This window comes from Croceibacterium aestuarii, assembly GCF_030657335.1.
Taxonomy (GTDB): Bacteria; Pseudomonadota; Alphaproteobacteria; order Sphingomonadales; family Sphingomonadaceae; genus Croceibacterium_B; species Croceibacterium_B aestuarii.
Genome location: NZ_CP131039.1, coordinates 1,316,266 through 1,335,905, shown reverse-complemented (window position 1 = coordinate 1,335,905; position 19,640 = coordinate 1,316,266). Strand labels below are relative to the sequence as shown.

The 19,640-nt window shown below is 67.0% G+C and carries 17 protein-coding genes; 12 read left to right on the top strand and 5 right to left on the bottom strand.

What is annotated here, in order from left to right; all coding sequences use genetic code 11:
* The first annotated feature begins 128 nt into the window (after positions 1–128).
* The gene (locus Q7I88_RS06385; RefSeq protein WP_305098209.1) at positions 129–2,090 is read left to right on the top strand and encodes a S9 family peptidase; all 1,962 of its coding nucleotides are present in this window, start codon (positions 129–131) and stop codon (positions 2,088–2,090) included.
* Positions 2,091–2,124: 34 nt separating this feature from the next.
* Positions 2,125–2,943, top strand: a complete 819-nt coding sequence (locus tag Q7I88_RS06380; protein ID WP_305098208.1) for an SDR family oxidoreductase — start codon at positions 2,125–2,127, stop codon at positions 2,941–2,943.
* Here the strand turns inward: Q7I88_RS06380 and Q7I88_RS06375 are convergent.
* Complete coding sequence (locus Q7I88_RS06375) at positions 2,940–3,230, bottom strand: 4a-hydroxytetrahydrobiopterin dehydratase (RefSeq protein ID WP_305098207.1); 291 nt, start codon at positions 3,228–3,230, stop codon at positions 2,940–2,942. The genes Q7I88_RS06380 and Q7I88_RS06375 overlap by 4 nt on opposite strands.
* A gap of 96 nt (positions 3,231–3,326) precedes the next feature.
* On the opposite strand from Q7I88_RS06375, the gene ccmA reads away from it, so the two are divergent.
* Genes ccmA through Q7I88_RS16565 form a run of 3 tightly spaced genes read left to right on the top strand, consistent with a single transcriptional unit; the run spans position 3,327 to position 4,927 of the window.
* A complete protein-coding gene (gene ccmA / locus Q7I88_RS06370) occupies positions 3,327–3,893 on the top strand; it encodes a heme ABC exporter ATP-binding protein CcmA (protein ID WP_305098206.1) in 567 nt (188 codons plus the stop codon).
* Positions 3,890–4,549, top strand: coding sequence for a heme exporter protein CcmB (locus Q7I88_RS06365; protein ID WP_305098205.1), 660 nt, complete (start codon positions 3,890–3,892; stop codon positions 4,547–4,549). The genes ccmA and Q7I88_RS06365 overlap by 4 nt, the downstream gene beginning before the upstream one ends.
* Positions 4,550–4,564: 15 nt before the next feature.
* Complete coding sequence (locus Q7I88_RS16565) at positions 4,565–4,927, top strand: DUF7668 domain-containing protein (RefSeq protein WP_439648383.1); 363 nt, start codon at positions 4,565–4,567, stop codon at positions 4,925–4,927.
* Positions 4,928–4,947: 20 nt separating this feature from the next.
* Here the strand turns inward: Q7I88_RS16565 and map are convergent, their stop codons facing one another.
* Entirely contained in the window at positions 4,948–5,775 is an 828-nt protein-coding gene (gene map, locus Q7I88_RS06360) for a type I methionyl aminopeptidase (RefSeq protein WP_305098204.1), read from the bottom strand.
* Between the two features lie 40 nt (positions 5,776–5,815).
* On the bottom strand, positions 5,816–6,649 hold the full coding sequence (locus Q7I88_RS06355; RefSeq protein WP_305098203.1) for a DUF4163 domain-containing protein: 834 nt from the start codon (positions 6,647–6,649) through the stop codon (positions 5,816–5,818).
* Between the two features lie 35 nt (positions 6,650–6,684).
* On the opposite strand from Q7I88_RS06355, the gene Q7I88_RS06350 reads away from it, so the two are divergent.
* The 7 genes from Q7I88_RS06350 (at position 6,685) to Q7I88_RS06320 (ending at position 13,310) form a co-directional block, all read left to right on the top strand.
* Positions 6,685–8,064 (top strand): leucyl aminopeptidase family protein, encoded by a 1,380-nt coding sequence (locus tag Q7I88_RS06350; protein WP_305098202.1) that lies wholly within the window; start codon positions 6,685–6,687, stop codon positions 8,062–8,064.
* 91 nt (positions 8,065–8,155) lie between these two features.
* Entirely contained in the window at positions 8,156–8,497 is a 342-nt protein-coding gene (locus tag Q7I88_RS06345; RefSeq protein WP_305098200.1) for an SH3 domain-containing protein, read from the top strand.
* Positions 8,494–9,423, top strand: coding sequence for an N-acetyl-gamma-glutamyl-phosphate reductase (gene argC / locus Q7I88_RS06340; protein ID WP_305098199.1), 930 nt, complete (start codon positions 8,494–8,496; stop codon positions 9,421–9,423). Before Q7I88_RS06345 ends, argC begins: the two co-directional genes overlap by 4 nt.
* A gap of 243 nt (positions 9,424–9,666) precedes the next feature.
* Positions 9,667–10,005 carry a P-II family nitrogen regulator gene (locus tag Q7I88_RS06335; protein WP_305098198.1) on the top strand — a complete coding sequence of 113 codons (339 nt, stop codon included), beginning with the start codon at positions 9,667–9,669 and terminating at the stop codon, positions 10,003–10,005.
* Positions 10,006–10,075: 70 nt separating this feature from the next.
* Positions 10,076–11,485: a type I glutamate--ammonia ligase gene (gene glnA / locus Q7I88_RS06330; protein WP_305098197.1), complete on the top strand. Its 1,410-nt coding sequence runs from the start codon at positions 10,076–10,078 to the stop codon at positions 11,483–11,485.
* 171 nt (positions 11,486–11,656) lie between these two features.
* Positions 11,657–12,724, top strand: a complete 1,068-nt coding sequence (locus tag Q7I88_RS06325; protein WP_305098196.1) for a hypothetical protein — start codon at positions 11,657–11,659, stop codon at positions 12,722–12,724.
* Between the two features lie 10 nt (positions 12,725–12,734).
* On the top strand, positions 12,735–13,310 hold the full coding sequence (locus Q7I88_RS06320; RefSeq protein ID WP_305098195.1) for a fasciclin domain-containing protein: 576 nt from the start codon (positions 12,735–12,737) through the stop codon (positions 13,308–13,310).
* Between the two features lie 9 nt (positions 13,311–13,319).
* On the opposite strand, the gene Q7I88_RS06315 is transcribed toward Q7I88_RS06320, so the two are convergent.
* Together Q7I88_RS06315 and Q7I88_RS06310 are read right to left on the bottom strand one after the other, a co-directional pair.
* Positions 13,320–17,522 (bottom strand): translocation/assembly module TamB domain-containing protein, encoded by a 4,203-nt coding sequence (locus Q7I88_RS06315; RefSeq protein WP_305098194.1) that lies wholly within the window; start codon positions 17,520–17,522, stop codon positions 13,320–13,322.
* Positions 17,522–19,600, bottom strand: a complete 2,079-nt coding sequence (locus tag Q7I88_RS06310) for an autotransporter assembly complex protein TamA (RefSeq protein WP_305098193.1) — start codon at positions 19,598–19,600, stop codon at positions 17,522–17,524. Before Q7I88_RS06310 ends, Q7I88_RS06315 begins: the two co-directional genes overlap by 1 nt.
* Positions 19,601–19,640: the final 40 nt, after the last annotated feature.

Genomic DNA, 19,640 nt, shown 5'->3' with positions numbered 1-19,640 from the left:
ACCCTGCGCCCCGGCCTCTTCGCGCCCGCTTGTCGGCTTCGTGTATTAGGCATACAACACAGCTTGCAACCGGACCGCGAGGCACCATCTCGGCGCATATCCGGACCATCCAACCCTGAGAGAATGCCATGACCCAGAGCCTTGCCGATTTCCCGCTGATCCCGCGCGACGACCTGTACGGCAACCCGACCCGGGCCGGCGGCCAGATCAGTCCCGACGGCAAGTGGCTGAGTTGGCTGGCCCCGCGCGACGGCGTGCTCAACGTGTGGATGGCGCCCAAGGCCAGCCCCGACGAGGCCAAGGCGATGACCGCTGCGACCGATCGCCCCATCCGGCAGTATTTCTGGGCCGGCGACAGCAAGAGCCTGCTCTACGTGCAGGACAAGGCGGGCGACGAGAACTTCCTGCTCTACCGCGTCGACGTGGCAAGCGGCGAGGAGACGGCGCTGACCCCGTTCGAGGACACCCGCGTGCAGATCGTCGGCGCCTCGCACGAGCACAAGGACAAGATCCTCGTCGGACTCAACAACCGCGACCCCTCGATGTTCGACGTCCACCTGCTCGACGTGAACACCGGCGCCTTGACCGAAAAGCTGCGCAACGAGGACAGCTACGCCGGCTTCATGGCCGACGACGAACTGGTGCTGAGGCTGGCCATGCGTCAGAACGCCGAGGGCGGCAGCGACTTTTTCAAGGTGGTGGACGGCAAGGTCGAGGACGCACCCTTCGCCAGTACCGGCCTCGAAGATTCGCTGACCACGGCTCCTGCCGGCTTCACCGCGGACGGCAGCATTCTCTACTGGATCGACAGCCACGGCCGCGACCGCGCGGCGCTGGTGGCCGAGGACGTGGCCAGCGGCGAACGCACCGTGCTGGCCGAGCACGACAAGGCCGACATCGGCGGCACCCTGCGCGACACCAAGACCGGCGTGGTGCAGGCCTGGTCGGCCAATTACCTGCGCCGCGAATGGCACGCGATCGACGCAGGCATCGGCGCCTCGCTCGACTTCCTGCGCGAGAAGCTGCCGGGCGATTTCGCGGTCCAATCGCGCACCGAGGAGGACGACGTCTGGATCGTGGGCAACGACCCACTGACCGCGCCCAGCCGCACCTTCATCTACGACCGCAAGGCGGGGACGCTGGAAGAGTTCTACGTGACCCGACCCGAGCTCGAGGGCGCGCCGCTCGTCGCGATGTATCCGCGCGAAATTCCCAGCCGCGACGGACTGACCCTTCCGAGCTTTCTGACCCTTCCGCCGGGCACCGATTCGGACCAGGACGGCAAGCCCGATGCGCCGGTGCCGTTGGTGCTGCTGGTCCACGGCGGCCCCTGGGCGCGCGACGCCTATGGCTTCAACCCGGGGCACCAGTGGCTCGCCAACCGCGGCTACGCCGTGCTGAGCGTCAATTACCGCGGCTCGACCGGGTTCGGCAAAGGCTTCGTCAACGCGGCCAACCTTGAATGGGCCGGCAAGATGCACGACGACCTGATCGACGCTGTCGAGTGGGCCGTCGCCGAAGGGATCGCCGCGCGCGACAAGGTGGCGATCATGGGCGGCAGCTATGGCGGCTATGCGACGCTGGTCGGCCTCGCGTTCACCCCCGAGGTGTTCGCCTGCGGGGTCGACATCGTCGGCCCCTCGAACCTCGAAACCCTGCTCGAGACGATCCCGCCGTACTGGAAGCCGCTGGTCAAGCAGTTCCACCAGCGGATGGGCAATCCCGAAACGCCCGACGGCCTGCAGCTGCTCAAGGACCGCAGTCCGCTCTACCGCGCAAAAGACATCTGCCGCCCGCTGCTGATCGCGCAGGGGGCCAACGACCCGCGGGTGAAGCAGAGCGAGAGCGACCAGATCGTCGAGGCGATGGAGCGCGACGGAATCCCGGTCACTTACGTCGTCTTTCCCGACGAAGGGCACGGGTTCGCCCGCCCGGAAAACAACATCGCCTTCAGCGCGATCACCGAGAACTTCCTCGCCGAATGCCTGGGCGGCCGGGCCGAACCCGTCGGCGCGACGCTTGAAAAATCGACCGCCGAGATCCGCACCGGCAAGGACCACGTGAAGGGGCTTGAAGCGGCCGAGGCCTGACGCCTATTCCCGCGCATCGAGAGGGAGAGAGCGCATGGCGCTTCGCAAGGCGGTTTTCGTCACCGGCGCGGGATCCGGCATAGGCCGGGCCATCGCGCAGAAATACGCGCACGAGGGCTGGTTCGTCGCCCTCGCCGACGTGAACGAGAAAGGCATGGAGGAAACCGTCGCGGGCATGCCCGGCGGCTTCTCCTACAGCCACAAGCTCGACGTGTCGGATCGCGAGGCGTGGGACGAGGCGCTCCGCATCGCCGCACGCGCCGCCGGCGGGCGGATCGACTGCGTCGTCAACAACGCCGGTATCTCGCTCGGCGGCGCGCTCGAGGAATACACGCTCGAGGAGATCGACCGGATCATCGCGGTGAACTTCGCCGGGGTCGTCTACGGCGCGCAGGCCGCCCTGCCCTGGCTCAAGGAAACCGCGCCGGGTTCGACCTTGATCAACACCGCCAGCGCCGCGGCGCTGCACGGCATGGCCAACCAGAGCCTCTACGGCGCGACCAAGGCCGCGGTGCGTTCGCTGACCGAATCGCTGGACGCCGAATGGGCGGTCCACGGCATCCGGGTCCGCAGCCTGATGCCCAGCTTCATCGACACGCCGCTGTTGCAGAACCCGCCCAACCGCACCCGCAACGTCAAGATCCGCGATACCGTGGTCGAGGCCGGGCTGGAGTTCACCGCGGTCGAAGTCGTGGCCGACACGGCCTATGCCGCGATGAGCAGCGAGCAGACCCACCACCTGGTCGGCAAGACCGCACGCAAGCTGAGCTTCATCGCCAAATGGATGCCCGGCACCCTCAAGAAGCGCGCCCGGCTGCTGGCCCAGGCGCACGACAAGGTCAGCGGGCGCTAGACCAGCGCGTCGATCGCCTCGGCCATCCGGGCGTCCCGGGCCGAGAGACCGCCGGCGTCGTGCGTCGTCAGGGTGATCTCGACCCGGTTGTAGACGTTGAACCACTCGGGGTGGTGGTCGTGCTTTTCAGCTAGCAAAGCGACGCGGGTCATGAAGCCAAAGGCCTCGCTGAAATCGGCGAACTTGAAATGCCGCTCGATCGCCTTGCCCTCGCGCGCCAGCGACCACGCGCCGTGGGCTTCGAGCAATCTCTCGCGTTCCGTCTCGGTCAGTTCGGCTACGGCCATGTGTCTCGCTCCTGCTCGTCCTGCGCCTGCCCGCCCCTGCGAAAGCAGGGGTCGAAGGATTGTCGCTGGCGGTTCCTTGGCCTAACGCTCGCGGCGATGGAAGGGGCCCACCTCACAGTCAGCGACCTCGCCTGCCGCCGCGGCGACCGGGTACTGTTTCGCGGGTTGTCGTTCCAGCTTGCGCCGGGTGGGGCGCTGCAGGTGCGCGGCGCCAACGGCACGGGCAAGTCGAGCCTGCTGCGGATCGTTGCCGGACTGCTGCGGCCGTTTGCCGGAACCGTGGATTGGCAAGGTCCGAGGGCGCTGCTCGACGGCAACCTGCCGCTCGACGAGCACCTGCCGCTGGGCAAGGCGCTGGCCTTCTGGGAGCGGATCGACGGCGCGCATGACACCGGCACGCTCGCCCCACTGGTCGAGGTGCCGGTGCGCTACCTCTCGACCGGCCAGCGCAAGCGCGCGGCGATCGTGCAATCGGCGCCGCGCCCGGGCGGCCTGTGGCTGCTCGACGAGCCGCTCAACGGGCTGGACGTATCCGCAGCCGCATCGCTGGTCGGGCAGGTGGCCGCGCACTGCTACAAGGGCGGCCTCGCTCTGATCGCCTCGCACCAGCCGTTCGGTCTCGAAGGCCTGCAGACCATCGACATCCTGGACTACGCGCCGTGAGCCCTCTCCTCGCCCTGCTTCGGCGTGACCTCGCGCTGGCCTTCGGCGGCGGACGGCGCGGCGGCGCGGTGCTGCCGGTGCTGTTCTTCCTCGCGGTGGCGATGCTGTTTCCCTTCGCCGTCGGGCCGGACCCGGTGCTGCTGGCGCGCGCCGGCGGCGGAATCGTCTGGGTCGCCGCCCTGCTCGCGGCGATCCTGCCGCTCGACCGCCTGTTCGCGCCCGATTTCGAGCAGGGCTTCCTCGACCAGTTCGCGCTGCGCGGCATTTCCGAAGAGGCGATCGCCGCGGTGCGCCTCGTCTCGCACTGGCTCAGCTTCGGCCCGCCGCTGATGCTCGCCACCCTGCCCGCCGCCGCATTGCTCGGCCTTCCGGGCGAGACCGTCGCCACGCTCGAGTGGGGCCTGCTCGCCGGCACGCCGGGCCTCGCCGCGATCGGCCTGATGATTTCCGCGCTGACCCTGAGCTTGCGCGCCGGAGCCGCGCTCGCCGGGCTGCTACTGGTGCCGCTGGCGGTGCCACTGTTGATCTTTGGCGCCGGTGCGCTCTCGACCGGCGGCGATGCGGGGATAGCGCTGACGGCGGCGATCAGCCTGCTGCTTTGCGCGGTAACGCCGTTTGCGGCTGGGGCGGCAATCAGGGCTGCACGAGAGGGTTAGGTGGCCGAAAAACCTATGCAAAAGGATGACTCGGAGCATCCTATTCCGGAGCTCTGGCGTGATACCTTTCGGCAGATTGCCGCTGCCTTCGTGGTCGGTGACTACAGGCTCGTCGAAAATCCCGTCAAAGATGTCGCGACAATTTCCACCTCGATAGCGAACCAAATCGCGGCAAATGTATCAGCTTATGGAGACAGACTGGCGCCCTTAGATGACGCTACTTGGGAGCGATCCGTTTACCGTTGGATGGATGGGTATTGGCTTGGACTAGTAGACCTTACAACCGCTACGGAGCCAGTTAGCGACCTGACCCTTCACGCGAAATTGTCTGAGGAGACCGGATCGAAGTGGGAGATAAAGTCAGTTCACGTCCCTTAGCAGCGTAAGTCCCCTTCGCCTCAGCCGTAAGGCGGCTTGTCCAGCCCCTTGGGGCTCGCCGTGAAGATCTCGTTCCCGTCCTCGGTAATCCCGATCGAGTGTTCGAACTGCGCCGACAGTGACTTGTCGCGGGTCACCGCGGTCCAGCCGTCGCTCAGCAGCTTCACCCACGGTTTGCCGAGGTTGATCATCGGCTCGATGGTCATGAACATGCCGGGTTTCAGTTCCGGACCGGTCCCGGCCTTGGCGGCGTGGACGACTTCGGGGGCGTCGTGGAACAGGCGACCGAGGCCATGGCCGCAGAATTCGCGCACCACGCCATAGCGATGCGCCTCGGCATGTTTCTGGATCGCCGCGCCGATATCGCCGAGCCGCGCGCCGGGCTTGGCCTTGTCGATGCCGATCATCAGGCATTCGTAGGTTACCTCGACCAGCCGCCGCGCCTTCAGGGAAACGTCGCCGACGAGGAACATGCGGCTGGTGTCGCCGTGCCAGCCGTCGAGCAGCGGCGTGACGTCGACGTTGACGATGTCGCCGTCCTTCAGCGCCTTGTCGGCCGGGATGCCGTGGCACACGACGTGGTTGATCGAGGTGCAGCACGAATGTGCATAGCCGCGATAGCCCATCGTCGCCGGGACCGCGCCGCCGTCGAGCGTCATCTGGCGCACGAGATCGTCGATCTGCCCGGTGGTGACGCCGGGCTCGATGAAACTCGCCAGTTCGTCGAGGATTTCCGCCGCCAGACGCCCAGCCTTGCGCATGCCTTCGAACCCCTCGGGGCCGTGGAGCTTGATGGTGCCGTCGCGCAGGACGGTCTCGGTGCCGGTGATGTGCTGGTATTCGGTCATGGAGCCCATGTAGCGAGGGGCCGCCGGAATTGCGAGTGGCTCAGCGCTTGATCGAAAACGCCGAGCGATAGGCCGGCTTCACCGCATCGAGCACTTCGGCATCGACCGGGAAATCGAGCTCGTAGTCGCCCTCGGCGTAGGGTCCGGCGACATAGGGACCAAAATAGATTCCGACCCGGTCGAAGGTCTTGCCGTTGGAAGAACCGACGATGATCGTCGCTTCGTCCAATCCCGGACAGGCGTCAAATTCGTCGATCCCGCTCGACACATAGTCCGCCCCGCGCTTCTTGAGCCGTTCGGCATCGAGCGCATCGCACAGCGTCCGGCCCAGCGCCGCTTGCAGCACCTCCGGCGAGGCGAACAGGTCGATGCCCTCGTGGCCTTCGCTCGCCGCCTTGTCCCAGACCAGCGAGGAACGGCCGTAATTGCCATGCGCCCCGCCCGAGAAGCTGTAGAAATCGTCGGTCAGACTGAGCCATCCGGGCAGGTCGGCGACGACCTTGTATTCCTCCACCCAGCTGTGCTTGCGGAAAGGATAATCGTTGTCCTTGGCGCTCTGGCGGTCCTCCTCCGCCTCCTCTTTCAGCTTCTGGCGCGCCTTGTTCTCTTCGGCCTTGAGCCTTGCCGCCAGCGCCGGCAGATTGCCGGCCTGCTGCGGCCACGACATCTCGAACTGGTAGAGGTCGGTCTCCTCCTTGACCGCGTGGGCCCCGCCTTTGGCGTCCGCCTGCGCGCTGGCGGTCGCGCTGCCGCCCGCCGCGGCGGAATCCTGCTTGGCGCCGACCTTGTCACCAATTTCCTCGGGAGAGGAACAGGCGGCGAGCGCCAGCAGCGCCAGGGGCACGGCAAGGCTCGGGGCGATGCGGATGGGCATTGGAATCCTTCGGGCAAACGGGCAATGGGCCGCTTATGAGCACAAAAGACGACCTTATCCAGCCGGATCGCGGACAGGACGCAATCCCCATCCACCTCGTGAGCAAGGACGGGTTCGACGGCTGGGCCAAGACCCTTTCCGCCCCGCAGCGCGCAGCGCTTGCCGGGCAGAAATTCGACGGCAGCGGCTATCAGGTCGGCATCGTGCCCGATGGCGACACTTGGTTCGCGGTCGGCGGGGTCGCCGATCCCGACGACCTGTCGAGCTGGTGCATGGCCAAGCTGGCCGAGACGCTGCCGGCAGGAGTATACCGCCGCGCCGACGGTGAGCCCGGCCCGGCGCTCTATGGCTGGCAGACCGCGCAATACCGCTTCGGCCGTTACAAGGACGAAGACGGCGAAGGCCCGCGGATCCTGCTGACCAAGGAAGCGAACAAGGCGGGCGCCGCGATGGCCGAGGCCAAGGCGGCGATGCTGGTGCAGGACCTCGTCAACACCCCGGCCGAGGACATGGGACCGGCTGCGCTGGAAGAGGTCGCCGAAAAGCTCGCCAAGCAGCACGGCGGCCAGGTCAAGGTCACCCGCGGCGATGCGCTGGCGCAGGAATTCCCGATGGTCCACGCGGTCGGCCGCGCCGCCGCGCGCAGCCACGCACCGCGCATGATCGAGCTCATCTGGGGCGACCCCAAGCACCCGCGCCTCGCCGTGGTCGGCAAGGGCGTGGCCTTCGACTCGGGCGGCCTCGATATCAAGCCGGCGGCGGGCATGCTGCTGATGAAGAAGGACATGGGCGGCGCGGCACACGCGCTCGCGCTCGCCTCGCTTGTCATGGGCGCGGGGCCGAAGGTTCACCTGCAGTGTCTCGTCCCCGCGGTCGAGAACGCCATCGCCGGCAACGCCTTCCGTCCCGGCGATGTCCTGACGAGCCGCAAGGGGCTTACGGTGGAGATCGGCAACACCGACGCCGAAGGCCGGCTGATCCTCGGCGATGCGCTGACGCTGGCGAGCGAGGGCGAGCCCGACTTCATCGTAGACTTCGCCACCCTGACCGGGGCGGCGCGCGTCGCGCTGGGGCCGGACCTGCCGGCGCTGTTCGCACGCCAGGATGCGACGGCCGAGGCGCTGCTCGCCGCAGGCAAGGCGCACGACGATCCGGTCTGGCGGCTCCCGCTGCACGGCGCCTATGCCGAGTGGCTCAAGTCCGACATTGCCGACACCAACAACGCACCCAGCAACGGCTTCGCCGGGGCAAGCGTCGCCGCGCTGTTCCTCGACAAGTTCGTCGGCGAGGACATCGACTGGGCCCATTTCGACACGTTTGCCTGGCGACCCGCGGCCAAGCCCGGCCGGCCCAAAGGCGGCGCCGCGTGCGGGTTGCGCGCCGCCTGGGGCATGTTGCAGGAACGCTATGGCTGAGCACGGCTCGCCCCGGCCAGCTTGCTCGCGAGGGCTGCGCGGTCTAAGCGCCGCGGCCTGAAACCACGCGACCGGAGCGGCAGACAAGGAAATGAGCGGCAAAGCGCACGGACAGGGTCTGTACACCCTTGCCGGGCCGGTGGAAAAACCGGACCCGCGGACCGTGCCCCTGCGCGGCGACCTGGCGCACATCGCCCTGGCCGGCAAACACTTCGTGCCGCACTATGCCGTGCCCCAGCCGCGCGCCGTGATGCCGGGCGGCGCACCGCTTCTCGCCGACACCGGCGACGGAGCGGAAGAGCTCTGCACGCTGATCGAAGGCGACAGTTTCGAAGTTCTCGACGTCGCCGGGGCTTACGCATGGGGTTGCGTCTCGCTCGAAGGTCCCGTCGGGTACGTCCATCTCGACCGGCTCGAACCGGCGGTCGCATGATCCGCACGGTGTTCATCGATGGCGCGGCCGGCACCACCGGCCTCGAGATCGGCGGCCGGCTTGCCGGACGCAGTGAATTCTCGCTCGTCGTGCTCGAAGGCGACAGGCGCAAGGATCCGGCCGCCCGGGCCGAGGCGCTCAACGGCTCCGATTTCGCCATCCTCTGCCTGCCCGACGACGCCGCGCGCGAGGCTGTCTCGCTGATCGAGCCCGGCAGCGAGGTCCGCGTGATCGACGCCTCGACCGCGCACCGCACTGCGCCGGGCTGGGTCTACGGTTTTCCCGAAATCGTCGGCCGCGATACCCTCGCCTCGGCGCGGCGAGTCTCCAACCCCGGCTGCTATTCGACCGGCTTCATCGCGCTCGTCGCGCCGCTCGTCCGTGCCGGGCTATTGCCTGCCGACTGGCCCTACACCTGCAACGCGGTGTCGGGTTATTCGGGCGGGGGCAAGGCGCTGATCGCCCGCTTCGAGGAGGACAGCGACATCGCCTGGCGCGGCTACGCCCTGGCGCTCGGCCACAAGCACGTGCCCGAGATGCAGCAACGCTGCGGCCTCTCCATCCCTCCCTTGTTCTCGCCCGCCGTCGTTCCGGCGCACCGCGGAATGGTGACCGAGATTCCGCTCCCTCTAACAGCAATGCCGAATGCGGGCGCGACCGAGGCCATGCGTGAGGCGCTGACCGAGTTCTACGCCGGCAGCGAGATCGTGCGCATGGGGACCCCGCCGGATGACGGCGAACTGCTGCTGCGCAAGTCGCGCCGGCCCTCGGACGCGATGGAGCTTCACGTGTTCGCCTCGCCCGACGGATCGCAGGCGCGGCTCGTCGCCGTGCTCGACAATCTCGGCAAAGGGGCGAGCGGCGCGGCGGTGCAGTCGCTCAATCTGATGGCCGGGCTGGACGAGACCGCGGGGCTGCGCCTCTGACGCCGCCTGCCCGTTTCCTGGGCAACGCTGCCTTTTCGGCGGGCATGCACAACGCACTAAAATTTCTCCACGATTGCCGCGGAACGGGAGAATCTTGCGATTCCGCCCTTTTCGGCACGCCGGCGATTGTCTAGGTCGGTCACATCGCGCCTTGGCACGATTCTTGAAGAATGGTTGCCGGGACATTGTCGGATCGTCCGGCCCGCCGACTGGGGTGGCGCCGGCATTGCTCGCAGGGGTCACGTGAAAAAGATCGAAGCCATCATCAAGCCCTTCAAACTCGACGAGGTGAAGGAAGCGCTGCACGAAGTGGGCGTATCCGGCATCACCGTGACCGAGGCGAAGGGATTCGGCCGGCAGAAAGGCCACACCGAACTCTATCGCGGCGCCGAGTATGTGGTCGATTTCCTACCCAAGGTGAAGCTCGAGGTCGTGGTGACCGACGATCAGGCGGAACGGGTGGTGGAGGCGATCGCCGGCGCCGCCCAGACTGGGCGCATCGGGGATGGCAAGATCTTCGTCAGCACCATTGACACCGCGCTGCGCATTCGCACCGGCGAAAAGGACGACGCCGCGATCTGAGACAATCCCGGAAGCGGTTTCCCGCTTCCCGCAAACACGAACGAAAAAAGCTCTTCAAGGAAGGACGACCATGGCCAGTGCAAAGGATATCGTGAAGCGGATCAAGGACGAGGAGATCGAGTGGGTCGATCTTCGCTTCACCGATCCGAAGGGCAAGTGGCAGCACCTGACGATGGTGTCGAGCGTGCTCGGCGAAGACGAGCTCGAGGAAGGCCTGATGTTCGACGGTTCGTCGATCGAAGGCTGGAAGGCGATCAACGAATCCGACATGATCCTCAAGCCGGACCTCGACGCCATCTATGTCGACCCCTTCTCCGCCACCCCGATGATGATCATCTTCTGCGACATCGTCGAACCCTCGAGCGGCGAATGGTATTCGCGCGATCCGCGCTCCACCGCCAAGCGCGCCGAGGCCTTCGTCAAGTCGGCCGGCTTCGGTGATACCGTCTACGTCGGCCCCGAAGCCGAGTTCTTCATGTTCGACGACGTGCGTTTCGAGGACGGCTATGCCGGCTCGGGTTTCCAGATCGACGACATCGAGCTGCCGACCAACACCGGCGCCGAACTCGAAGGCGGCAACCTTGCCCACCGCCCGCGCGCCAAGGGCGGCTATTTCCCGGTAGCCCCGGTCGACAGCTGCACCGACATCCGCGGCGAAATGGTCGCGACGATGCTCGAAATGGGCTTGCCCTGCGACAAGCACCACCACGAGGTGGCCGCGGCGCAGCACGAGCTCGGCCTGACCTTCGGCACGCTGACCACCACCGCCGATCGGATGCAGATCTACAAGTACGTGGTGATGATGGTCGCGCAGGCCTACGGCAAGACGGCGACGTTCATGCCCAAGCCGATCAAGACCGACAACGGGTCGGGCATGCACACCCACATCTCGATCTGGGACGGCGGCAAGCCGCTCTTCGCCGGCAACGGTTACGCCGGGCTGTCGGAAACGTGCCTGTACTTCATCGGCGGCGTCATCAAGCACGCCAAGGCGCTCAATGCCTTCACCAACCCGACGACCAACAGCTACAAGCGCCTGGTCCCGGGCTACGAAGCGCCGGTGCTGCTGGCCTATTCGGCGCGCAACCGTTCGGCGTCCTGCCGCATTCCCTACGGCACGGGCGAAAAGGCCAAGCGCGTGGAATTCCGCTTCCCCGATGCGATGGCCAATCCCTACCTGTGCTACGCCTCTTTGCTCATGGCCGGGCTCGACGGGATCAAGAACAAGATCCATCCGGGCGAAGCGATGGACAAGAACCTCTACGATCTGCCGCCTGCCGAATTGGCCGAAGTGCCCACCGTCTGCGGCTCGCTGCGCGAGGCGCTCGACAGTCTGGCCGCCGACCACGACTTCCTGCTCGAGGGCGATGTCTTCACCAAAGACCAGATCGAGGCCTACATGGAACTCAAGTGGCCCGAGGTCCTGCGCATGGAGACCACGCCCTGCGCCGTCGAATTCGACATGTATTACTCGGCCTGATCCGCCCGCGGATTGCGCCAAGGGAAAAGGGCGTCCGGGAAACCGGGCGCCCTTTTTGCTTTGCCTCGCACTTTTCCTTCGCCCGGCCTCATTCGAAAACCCCGCTCGGCTCGTCCGATATCCGGGAACTGGCCCGTCGCGCGCCCCGTTGCCGCGACGAGGAGAGTTCGAATGAAGTACGCGATGTCTGCCCTGGCTGCGGCAACGATGCTCGCGGCCGGGGCTAACGCCAATCCGGGCAATGGAAAGAACGCTATGAGCGCGGCCGCACACAGCGCGGCCGCCAAGGATCGAGGCAGCGAGGGAGCTATAGAGCCGGGCGAGGCGGCCCACGGAAACGGCAAGTCGGCGATGGCGGCCGGGATGAAAGACAACCGCGGACCGCCGGCAAAAGCCGCCCGCGTGCCTGCCGCAACGGACAAGCCGGCCGCGCCGGGAAACATGAACGCCAACGCGAACAGAAACAGCAATACGTCGAAGGATCACGGCAGCAACGAAGCCAGAGGCCCGGCGCTGGCAGCGCGGGCCAGCGAGCGCAATCCGAATGCCCGTGCGGGCCCGCCGACCGCGGACGTCCGCGTCCTTGCCGACGGACGGCATGTCTATGATCGCCCGGGGGTGCGCCAGCTGTGGAACGGCCGCGAGGAGCGCGGCCTGATCGACGGATGTCCGCCGGGGCTCGCCAAGAAGCACGACGGCTGTCTGCCACCAGGCCTCGCGACGACAGTAGAACCGAGATACCGCTATACGGCGTTTCCGCCCGACTGGTGGGGCCTCGGCAGTCTCGCGACCGGAGGCGGGCGCTACCGCTATGCCGACGGTTATCTACTGCGCCTCGACGGAAACCGCGTGGGTGGATACATTCCCCTGCTGGGCGGGGCGCTGTCGATCGGCAATCCCTGGCCGATGCCTTACGCACCGCACCCGGTGCCGGACTACTACGTCGACTATTACGACCTCGGGCCTTCAGGCGGCTATCGCTATGCCGACGACGTGCTCTACCGGGTCGATCCGAAGAGCGCCGGGATCACCTCGATAGCCGCGCTGCTTTCGGGCGACGACATCCGCGTCGGCGAGCCGATGCCGCCGGGCTACGACGTCTACAACGTCCCCCGCCCCTATCGCGCGCAGTACGCCGATGGGCCCGACCGGAGCTATCGCTACAGCGACGGCTATATCTACCAGGTCGATCCCAAGACGCAGATCGTGGCCGCAGCCATCGAATTGCTGGCAGGCTGAGGAGCTTCGCATGACATCTCACCCGCACCCGCTCGCTGCCCTTGCCGCACTTTCCCTATTCGCGCTGGGCGCGTGCAACTCGGCCGACAAAAGCCAGCCGGAAGAACCGGAACGGATCACCGCCAGCGATACTCTGGCCGGAGCGATCTCGGCGGACTCCAGCCTCAGCACCGTTTCCGAGGCGCTCGGAGAAACCGGGCTTGCCCAGGTATTCGACGGCGCCGGGTCCTATACCCTCCTGGCCCCGAACAACGCGGCCTTCGATGCCCTCGGCGAGATAGGCGACGATCTGCGCAACCCGGCCCGGAAAGCGGTGCTGGCGGCCATCCTGCGCGATCACATCCTCCCCGGGTACATGACGCCCAAGGACATCGCGAGCGCGATAGACGCCAAGGGCGGTTCGGTAGACGTCGAAACGATGGGCAATCACACGCTGACTTTCAGCAAGTCGGGCGACACCATCGCCGTAACCGGCGAGGACGGAGCGCAGGCCGAGATCGCCGGCGAGGCTCTCACCGCCAACAACGGTGTCGCGATCCCGCTCAACGCCGTGCTCAAGACGTTCGACGATGCCGGTGCTGGCTAGCGGGGCGCCTCAGTAATCCTTCGAAGCCTCAAGCGAAGCGCTCTCGCGCCCGAGCGAGGATACGGTCGCGAGCAGCGATAGCCAGCTCGTAATCCTGAACTCCACCTGTGTCGCGGTATAACCCCGGCCGTCGGTGATGATCTCGGCATAGAACCGGTGACCGAAGCGCTTGCCGAGCGCCAGCGCGGTACCGCGATCGAGCGCGGGATCGGCCGGGACGATGCGCAGGCGGTCGAGACCCACAGCCTGGCGCAGCTTGTTGATCGGATCGATACCGCTGCCGCCGCGCAGGCTGGCCAGCGCCGCGCCGAGCTGCAGGGCGTCGGTCGCGCTGAGGTTGCTGATCGAGCCGCCGAACAGCAATCGCGCGAGGATCTCTTCTTCGGGCAGCGAGGGCGTCGACTCGAACTGGATTTCCGGTTGCGTGGCCCGTCCGCTGACGCTGACCCGAACGCTTATGCCGTTGGCCGAGGTTTCGGCGAGAAGACTGATCCGCGGGTCCGGCGGCGCAGATTCGTCAAAGCTGATGACCCCGCGCGTGATGTCGAACCTGGTCCCGGCAAAACTGTAGAAACCCTGGCGCTGCACGATCGTGGCCGTGCCGCCGATCCGCGGATCCGCGGTGGTGCCGCGCAAGACGATATTGGCGCTCCACTCGCTGTCGAGCCCCATACCGTCGACCTTCACGCCGTCGCGCGCCCTGGCGTCGATCAGGTAACGCCACGGCGCGCCGACCTTCCTGGCCGGGGCGACGTCAGCCGGGACGTTGATTTCGCGAGTCGCGATGTCGGGCAACTCTTCGCTCGCTGCGGCGGCGCCGAGCCGCCAGTGCGCCTTGTCGACTTGCAGCCGCCCGGCGATCGTCCCACCGACACCGTCGGAGACGATGCGCATCGGGCCGGTAACGGTGGCGCTCATGTTCGGCAAGGCGAGGACTTGTGCGTTTCGTGCCGCCAACCGCAGGTCGATAGCCGGCCCGCGTCCTTGACCGAGGTTGGAGAGATCGACCGTGCCGCTGCCGGTAACCTTGCCGCCATCCGGCCCCGTGCCGGAGAAGCTGGTCAGCCGGAGCCGCGAACCGGAGAACCGCCCGCGCGCCTTTACCTGCTTGAGGTCGGTGCCGGTAAGGGCACTCTGCACCCGTAGACTGTCGCCGGCGATGGTACCGACGACCTCGGGGTTGCGCAGCGAGCCAGTGACATCGGCCGACACGCGCAGCGGGCCGTTGATGTCGAGGAGATCGAGCGCCGCAAGCCGCCACAGCGAAGCCGCCGGCCCGTCGTATCGCATCTGCGCGCGCAGGTCGCCGTCCTGCAGCCGTTCGAACAGGGACCCGCCCTGCCGAAGCATTGCAATGCGCCCTTGCAGACGCCCCTTGACGCCGCCCTCGTCCTTCAGGACCGCCCGGGTCTGCAGTATCGTCGGCGAGAGCCGCGCGACCAGCGCAAGATCGATCGGTCGCGACGTCAGGACCAGGCCCGAGCGGGTCAGGCCCTTGACCATCACGCGCGCCTCGCCGGTCGGCGCGCCGCCGGCGCCGCCCGAAAACTCGACGATGCCCGAGATCGTCCCGCCGAGGCCGATATCGCCGCCGACTGCGTCGATCAGCGACAGGGGCATCTTGTCGAGGCTGAACTTGCCGTGCATCGGCTGGGTCCCGCCGAACCGCCCCTCGAGGATCGTCCGGCCATCGCCATAGTTTAGCTGCGTCGGGCGCAGTTCCCAGCTGCCGTCGGGCTGCTTGGTGAGCACTGCCCGACGCGGCATGGAGATGGTGCGCGAGCCGTATTTGCCCTTCACCGCAACGGCGACCTGGCCAGAGCTGGCGCTGCCCGTCAATTGCAAGTCGAAGCCGCTGCCGCGCCGGCCGGTCAGCGCCGCGTCGAACTTGCCCACCCCATCGACGACGTTGGCGCGGCCTGAGAAGCGGCCGATGAACAGGCTTCCATAGCTGATCCCTTGGGCCTGGGCCTGGCCCGAAATCGTCGTGCTCCCGCCGCCGATCGTTCCTGTGGCGGTAAGATTGGCTCGGCGAATGGTCAGCGGGGTAGCCCCGCCAAAGCGGGCGTCGCGCGCGGTCAGGTTCACGTCAAAGCCCTGCCCGCCGCCGCGCGGGGCCAGGGCGAGGGTGCCATCGACGCCGCCCTGCGCGAGGCTCAACGTGCCTTTGGCAGCCCCCTCGACGATGGTCAGCGACCCGGTCACAGCGGTGTCCGAAACGTTGAGCCGGTCGATCGTCACGCTGACCGGTCCGCCCGCGGGCATGGCGAGCCGCAAGGCGCCATCGAACGGCCCAAGCAACGACTGGCCGCTCGTGTCGATGGCGAAACCGTTCTCGGTCGGGGCGATTGCCACGTGCACATCCTTCAGGCCCGCCGCAGGCAGCGGGCTGGCGAAGACGAGTTCGGCGTGCGGTCCGTCTGCGGCAATGGCGGCCTCGACGGTGAACCCGCCGTAGTCGACGTGGCGGCCCCTGCCGACCAGCGTGGTCTCGCCGCCCTGCACCTTGCCGTCGAGCGTGAGCGAGAGCTTGCTCGACTTGAGCGTCGTCTTAGAAAATGAAATCGGCTGGCCGGCGCCCAGCCTCACCCCGCCGTCGAACCGGATGTTGTCGCCGGCGATGTTGGCGAGCGTCGCATTGCTGACCTTGGTCAGCCGCCCGGTGAAGTTGGCGGCCAGCGTCCACGGCACGCCGTTGCCGGTTTTGAAGAGGATTTTCGCCCCGGCATCCAGCGTGCCGACGTTGTCGAGCTGCAGACCGCGCATCTCGACCGGGCCGGCCAAGGCGTACCCGCCGCGCGCGGTGTCGCCGCGCAGCGTCAACCGGGCATCCAGGCCAGGGAAGTTCAAGCGCAGGTTGTCCGCCGTGATCTGCCCGTTCGCCAGCGTGACCTCGCCGCGAAGAGTGCCATTAACCAGCCGCGGGTCGAGCATGGCATTGCCGCTGGCGATCCGCTCGACGCTGGCGTCGAGCGGCAAGGCGAGCCGGTCTCCGTTCCAGCGGAGGGTCCCGTGCTGCTCCAGCCCCTCGATCACGGTGCCCGAAAGGTTTGCGCGCGCAACCGTGAGGTCCAACGGCACATCGAGCTTGCGGAATGGCCCGTCGAGGGTGGCGCTGAGTTTTGCCCCCTCGATCCGCATGTTCTCCCCGAGCAGCAACGGGTCGCGCAAGACGGCGTTCACGCGCACAGTCTCGAATGCGTTTTGGCCAAGATCGACCGCGCCGTGCGCGCTCAGCTTGAGCCCCTTGCCGCGCAGCGCGAGCGCGCCGCTCGCGACGCTGTTTTTGAGATTGCCGACCAGCACCACGACCGGGCTCGGGCCGAGCGCTCGGGCGGGAATGCCGGTGAGATATTCGTTCGTGCGTACCTGGCCGGCGATGACGTATCGGCCGGCGAAGTTCTGCACTTCGAAATCGGCCAGTCGATCGCCCCCCTGCCGCGCGATGAAGGTACCGTCCCACTTGCTCCAGGTGCCGTCGCCCTCGAGCTTGATCGTCATGTCCTCCTGCGCACCGACCAAGGATGCCAGCAGCCCGCCCGCGGGCGCGCGGTAGTCGAGCCCCAGATCGAACCGATCGTCGTCCGGCTCGGCCGCGACCAGCACGCTGAACTTGTCGCCCCCGCCCAGCGCGCCGTCGGCATCGAGCTCTACTAGCCCGTCGGTCACTTTTGCGGAGGCATTGAAGTTGACGGTCCGTTCCTCGTCCAGCAGGCCTTTGGCGACGTGCAGGTCGTCGATCACGAAGCGATCCACCCGGATGTCGAAATTGGGGAGGATCGGAGCGTTGGGGTCGCCGGGTTTCAGATCGGGCGCAGCGTAGAGCGTGCCGTCGTGCAACACGAGGTTGCGCACATCGAGCCCGGAGAAGGGGAACTTGTAAGGTCGCCAATTGAGCTCGACCTCGGGCACTTTCAGGAACAGCGTTCCATCGGCGTCGCGGAACGTCACGTCGTAAAGCGTGGCGTTCCATAGCACCGAGCCGCTGATTCGGCCGACCGAGACCGAAAGACCGCTGGCCGGCGCGAACTTGGAAATCTGATCGACGATGAACTGCCGGCCAGGCGGCGTGTGCAGGAACACCACCGCGAGCCCGATCAGCAGGACCAGCCCGGCGACAATGCGGCCAACCCAGCGCCCGGCGACCCGCAGGCCGTGCAGCGGCCCGTGCCCGTCCGCCGCGGGGGCGTCGATTTCGTCCTCCTCCGCCATCAGAACGCCTGGCCCAGGCCGACGTAGACGCCAAATTTGGCATCGTTCGGCCCGGGGTTGATGGGGACACCAAGATCGACCCGGACGGGTCCGAAGCTGGTGTAATAGCGAAGCCCGATGCCGGCGCCGATCTTGATATTGCCGAAGTCGGGGGTGGAACCGGAACCTACCGTGCCGGCATCCACGAATGGAACGACACCAAGCGCACCGTCGAGCAGGCCGGTCTGGATTCGCGCCTCGAGCGAGAACTCGGCCAGCGAACGTCCGCCGGTCGGATCGCCAATCGCGCTCTGCGGTCCGATTTTCTGGTAGCCGTAACCGCGCACCGACCCGCCGCCGCCGGCGTAGAGCCGCCGCGAAGGGGCGATATCGGCCACCGGGGCCCCGGGGATGCTGGCAAGACGCGCGCGCCCGGCGAGCACGATCTTGTCGCTGACCGAGCGGTAATAGGACCCGTCGAGCTGGGTGCGGACGTAGACAGTTTCGCTGCCGTTGGTCCGCGCCACCTCGGGCGAGACCTTGGCGGAGAGACGGAACCCGGTGGTGGGATTGAGCAAGTCGTCGCTTGTGTCCCACTGAATGTAGCCGGGGAGCGCCGCGATGAAGTAGGTCTGCCACACGCCGGGCGTGCCGCTGGCCGTCGCGGTCCGCTCCTTCGTGGCGACCAGTTCGATCCCCCCGGACCAGCTGATACGCTTCTGGAACAACAAGGTGCTGAGACGTTCGAACGTGCCGACCAGCGATGCTGTTTGCGCATCGTAGGCGGCATAGTCGATCGTGCTGGCATAGGCGTCGATCGTCAGAACCTGGTCGCGGCCGAGGAAGTTGTTGCGCCGGTAGGTCACACCGGCGAGCTGCTCCTGCGTACCGGCGATCGCGCGCACCTTGAGCGCACCTTCCGGCGGGAACAGATTGCGATGTTCCCAGCTACCTTCGAGCTTGAACCCCTCGCCGGTGCCGTAACCGATCGAACCCTTTACCGTGCGCAGCTTCGCCTTGGTCATCTCGACCTGCATGTCGACCACGCCCGGCTCGTTGCCAGAGGGCGGCGCGACCTCGACCGGCGTGACCGTGGCGGTGCTGACGAGACCGGTCGCCTGGATCGCGCGGCGCAGATCCATTTCGTCGCTGCGCCGGTAGAGGTCTCCGGGTTCGAAACGGGCGATCGTCGCAAGATGTTTGCCGGAGAGGAAGTTCGGCAGATTGCTGGTGACCTTGCCGAAACGGTACTTGCCGTTCGGCGAGACCTCCATCGTCAGGTCCCCTTCCTGGCGGTCGTGATCTATCAGCAGCTGGGGATCGTCGATGGCGGCGAACGGATAGCCGGCTTCGCCGAGCGCGCTGTCCAGCGCGGCCTGGCCGGACTTGATCGCAAAAGAATTGAGCGGATCGCCGCTGTGGACTCCGAAGGCGCCGAGCAGCTGGCGATAATCGTCGCCGGTTTTTGCCAGTTCGCCCAGATCGACCGCCCCAACGGCATAACGCTCGCCGGGAAGGATATCGAAGCGCACGGACGGATGCTCGGAATCGGCGGCGTCACCCGTGGCCTCGCCGCCGACCGAGCGAATGACCTGCGCATCGTAGTAGCCATAGATGCGCAGCAGCCGCTCCATCAGAGCCTCGTCCTCGCGCGCTTGTGCCGCCAGCCGTGCGGCGTTGTCCCCGGCATCGTCCTCCTCGATGGTCGATAGCTCCCGGAAATGATCCAGCAGATCGTCTCGTTCGGGGAGCAGGGAGCGATCCGTGGGAAAGACGACGGTCAGCGCGCGCGACAACTGCACCGCGTCGCCGACGTTCGGCGTCGTCGGCGCGGAAAGGTCTTCGGCGAAGGTGATGTCCTGCTCGGGCGCGAGCGGCTCGACCGCAGGCAGCTCCAGGTCCTCGGGCCAGGGGATGTCGAGCAGCGGCATTTCGCTCAGTTCGCTATCGACCGGCGGCGGCGCGTTCTCTTGCGCCTGAGCATCCTGAGGAACGCCTTGTTCCGCCCACGCTTCCGGGTTGCTGATCGCGCTGTCCGGGATCAAGTCCTCCAACTCGGGGAGGGTCGATCGGTCTTGCGCCGCTACGGGCTGGCCCACGAGCGCTGCACCCGCCGCCAGGGCGGCAAGCAACCGGCGC

Bases quoted from the DNA above. Each gene is read 5' to 3' on its own strand.
- Q7I88_RS06325 (WP_305098196.1), top strand. From the start codon at position 11,657: ATGAAGTACGCGATGTCTGCCCTGGCTGCGGCAACGATGCTCGCGGCC.
- Q7I88_RS06350 (WP_305098202.1), top strand. From the start codon at position 6,685: ATGAGCACAAAAGACGACCTTATCCAGCCGGATCGCGGACAGGACGCA.
- argC (WP_305098199.1), top strand. From the start codon at position 8,494: ATGATCCGCACGGTGTTCATCGATGGCGCGGCCGGCACCACCGGCCTC.
- Q7I88_RS06315 (WP_305098194.1), bottom strand. From the start codon at position 17,522: ATGGCGGAGGAGGACGAAATCGACGCCCCCGCGGCGGACGGGCACGGG.
- glnA (WP_305098197.1), top strand. From the start codon at position 10,076: ATGGCCAGTGCAAAGGATATCGTGAAGCGGATCAAGGACGAGGAGATC.
- Q7I88_RS16565 (WP_439648383.1), top strand. From the start codon at position 4,565: ATGCAAAAGGATGACTCGGAGCATCCTATTCCGGAGCTCTGGCGTGAT.
- Q7I88_RS06355 (WP_305098203.1), bottom strand. From the start codon at position 6,649: ATGCCCATCCGCATCGCCCCGAGCCTTGCCGTGCCCCTGGCGCTGCTG.
- Q7I88_RS06385 (WP_305098209.1), top strand. From the start codon at position 129: ATGACCCAGAGCCTTGCCGATTTCCCGCTGATCCCGCGCGACGACCTG.
- Q7I88_RS06320 (WP_305098195.1), top strand. From the start codon at position 12,735: ATGACATCTCACCCGCACCCGCTCGCTGCCCTTGCCGCACTTTCCCTA.
- Q7I88_RS06380 (WP_305098208.1), top strand. From the start codon at position 2,125: ATGGCGCTTCGCAAGGCGGTTTTCGTCACCGGCGCGGGATCCGGCATA.
- ccmA (WP_305098206.1), top strand. From the start codon at position 3,327: ATGGAAGGGGCCCACCTCACAGTCAGCGACCTCGCCTGCCGCCGCGGC.
- map (WP_305098204.1), bottom strand. From the start codon at position 5,775: ATGACCGAATACCAGCACATCACCGGCACCGAGACCGTCCTGCGCGAC.
- Q7I88_RS06375 (WP_305098207.1), bottom strand. From the start codon at position 3,230: ATGGCCGTAGCCGAACTGACCGAGACGGAACGCGAGAGATTGCTCGAA.
- Q7I88_RS06345 (WP_305098200.1), top strand. From the start codon at position 8,156: ATGAGCGGCAAAGCGCACGGACAGGGTCTGTACACCCTTGCCGGGCCG.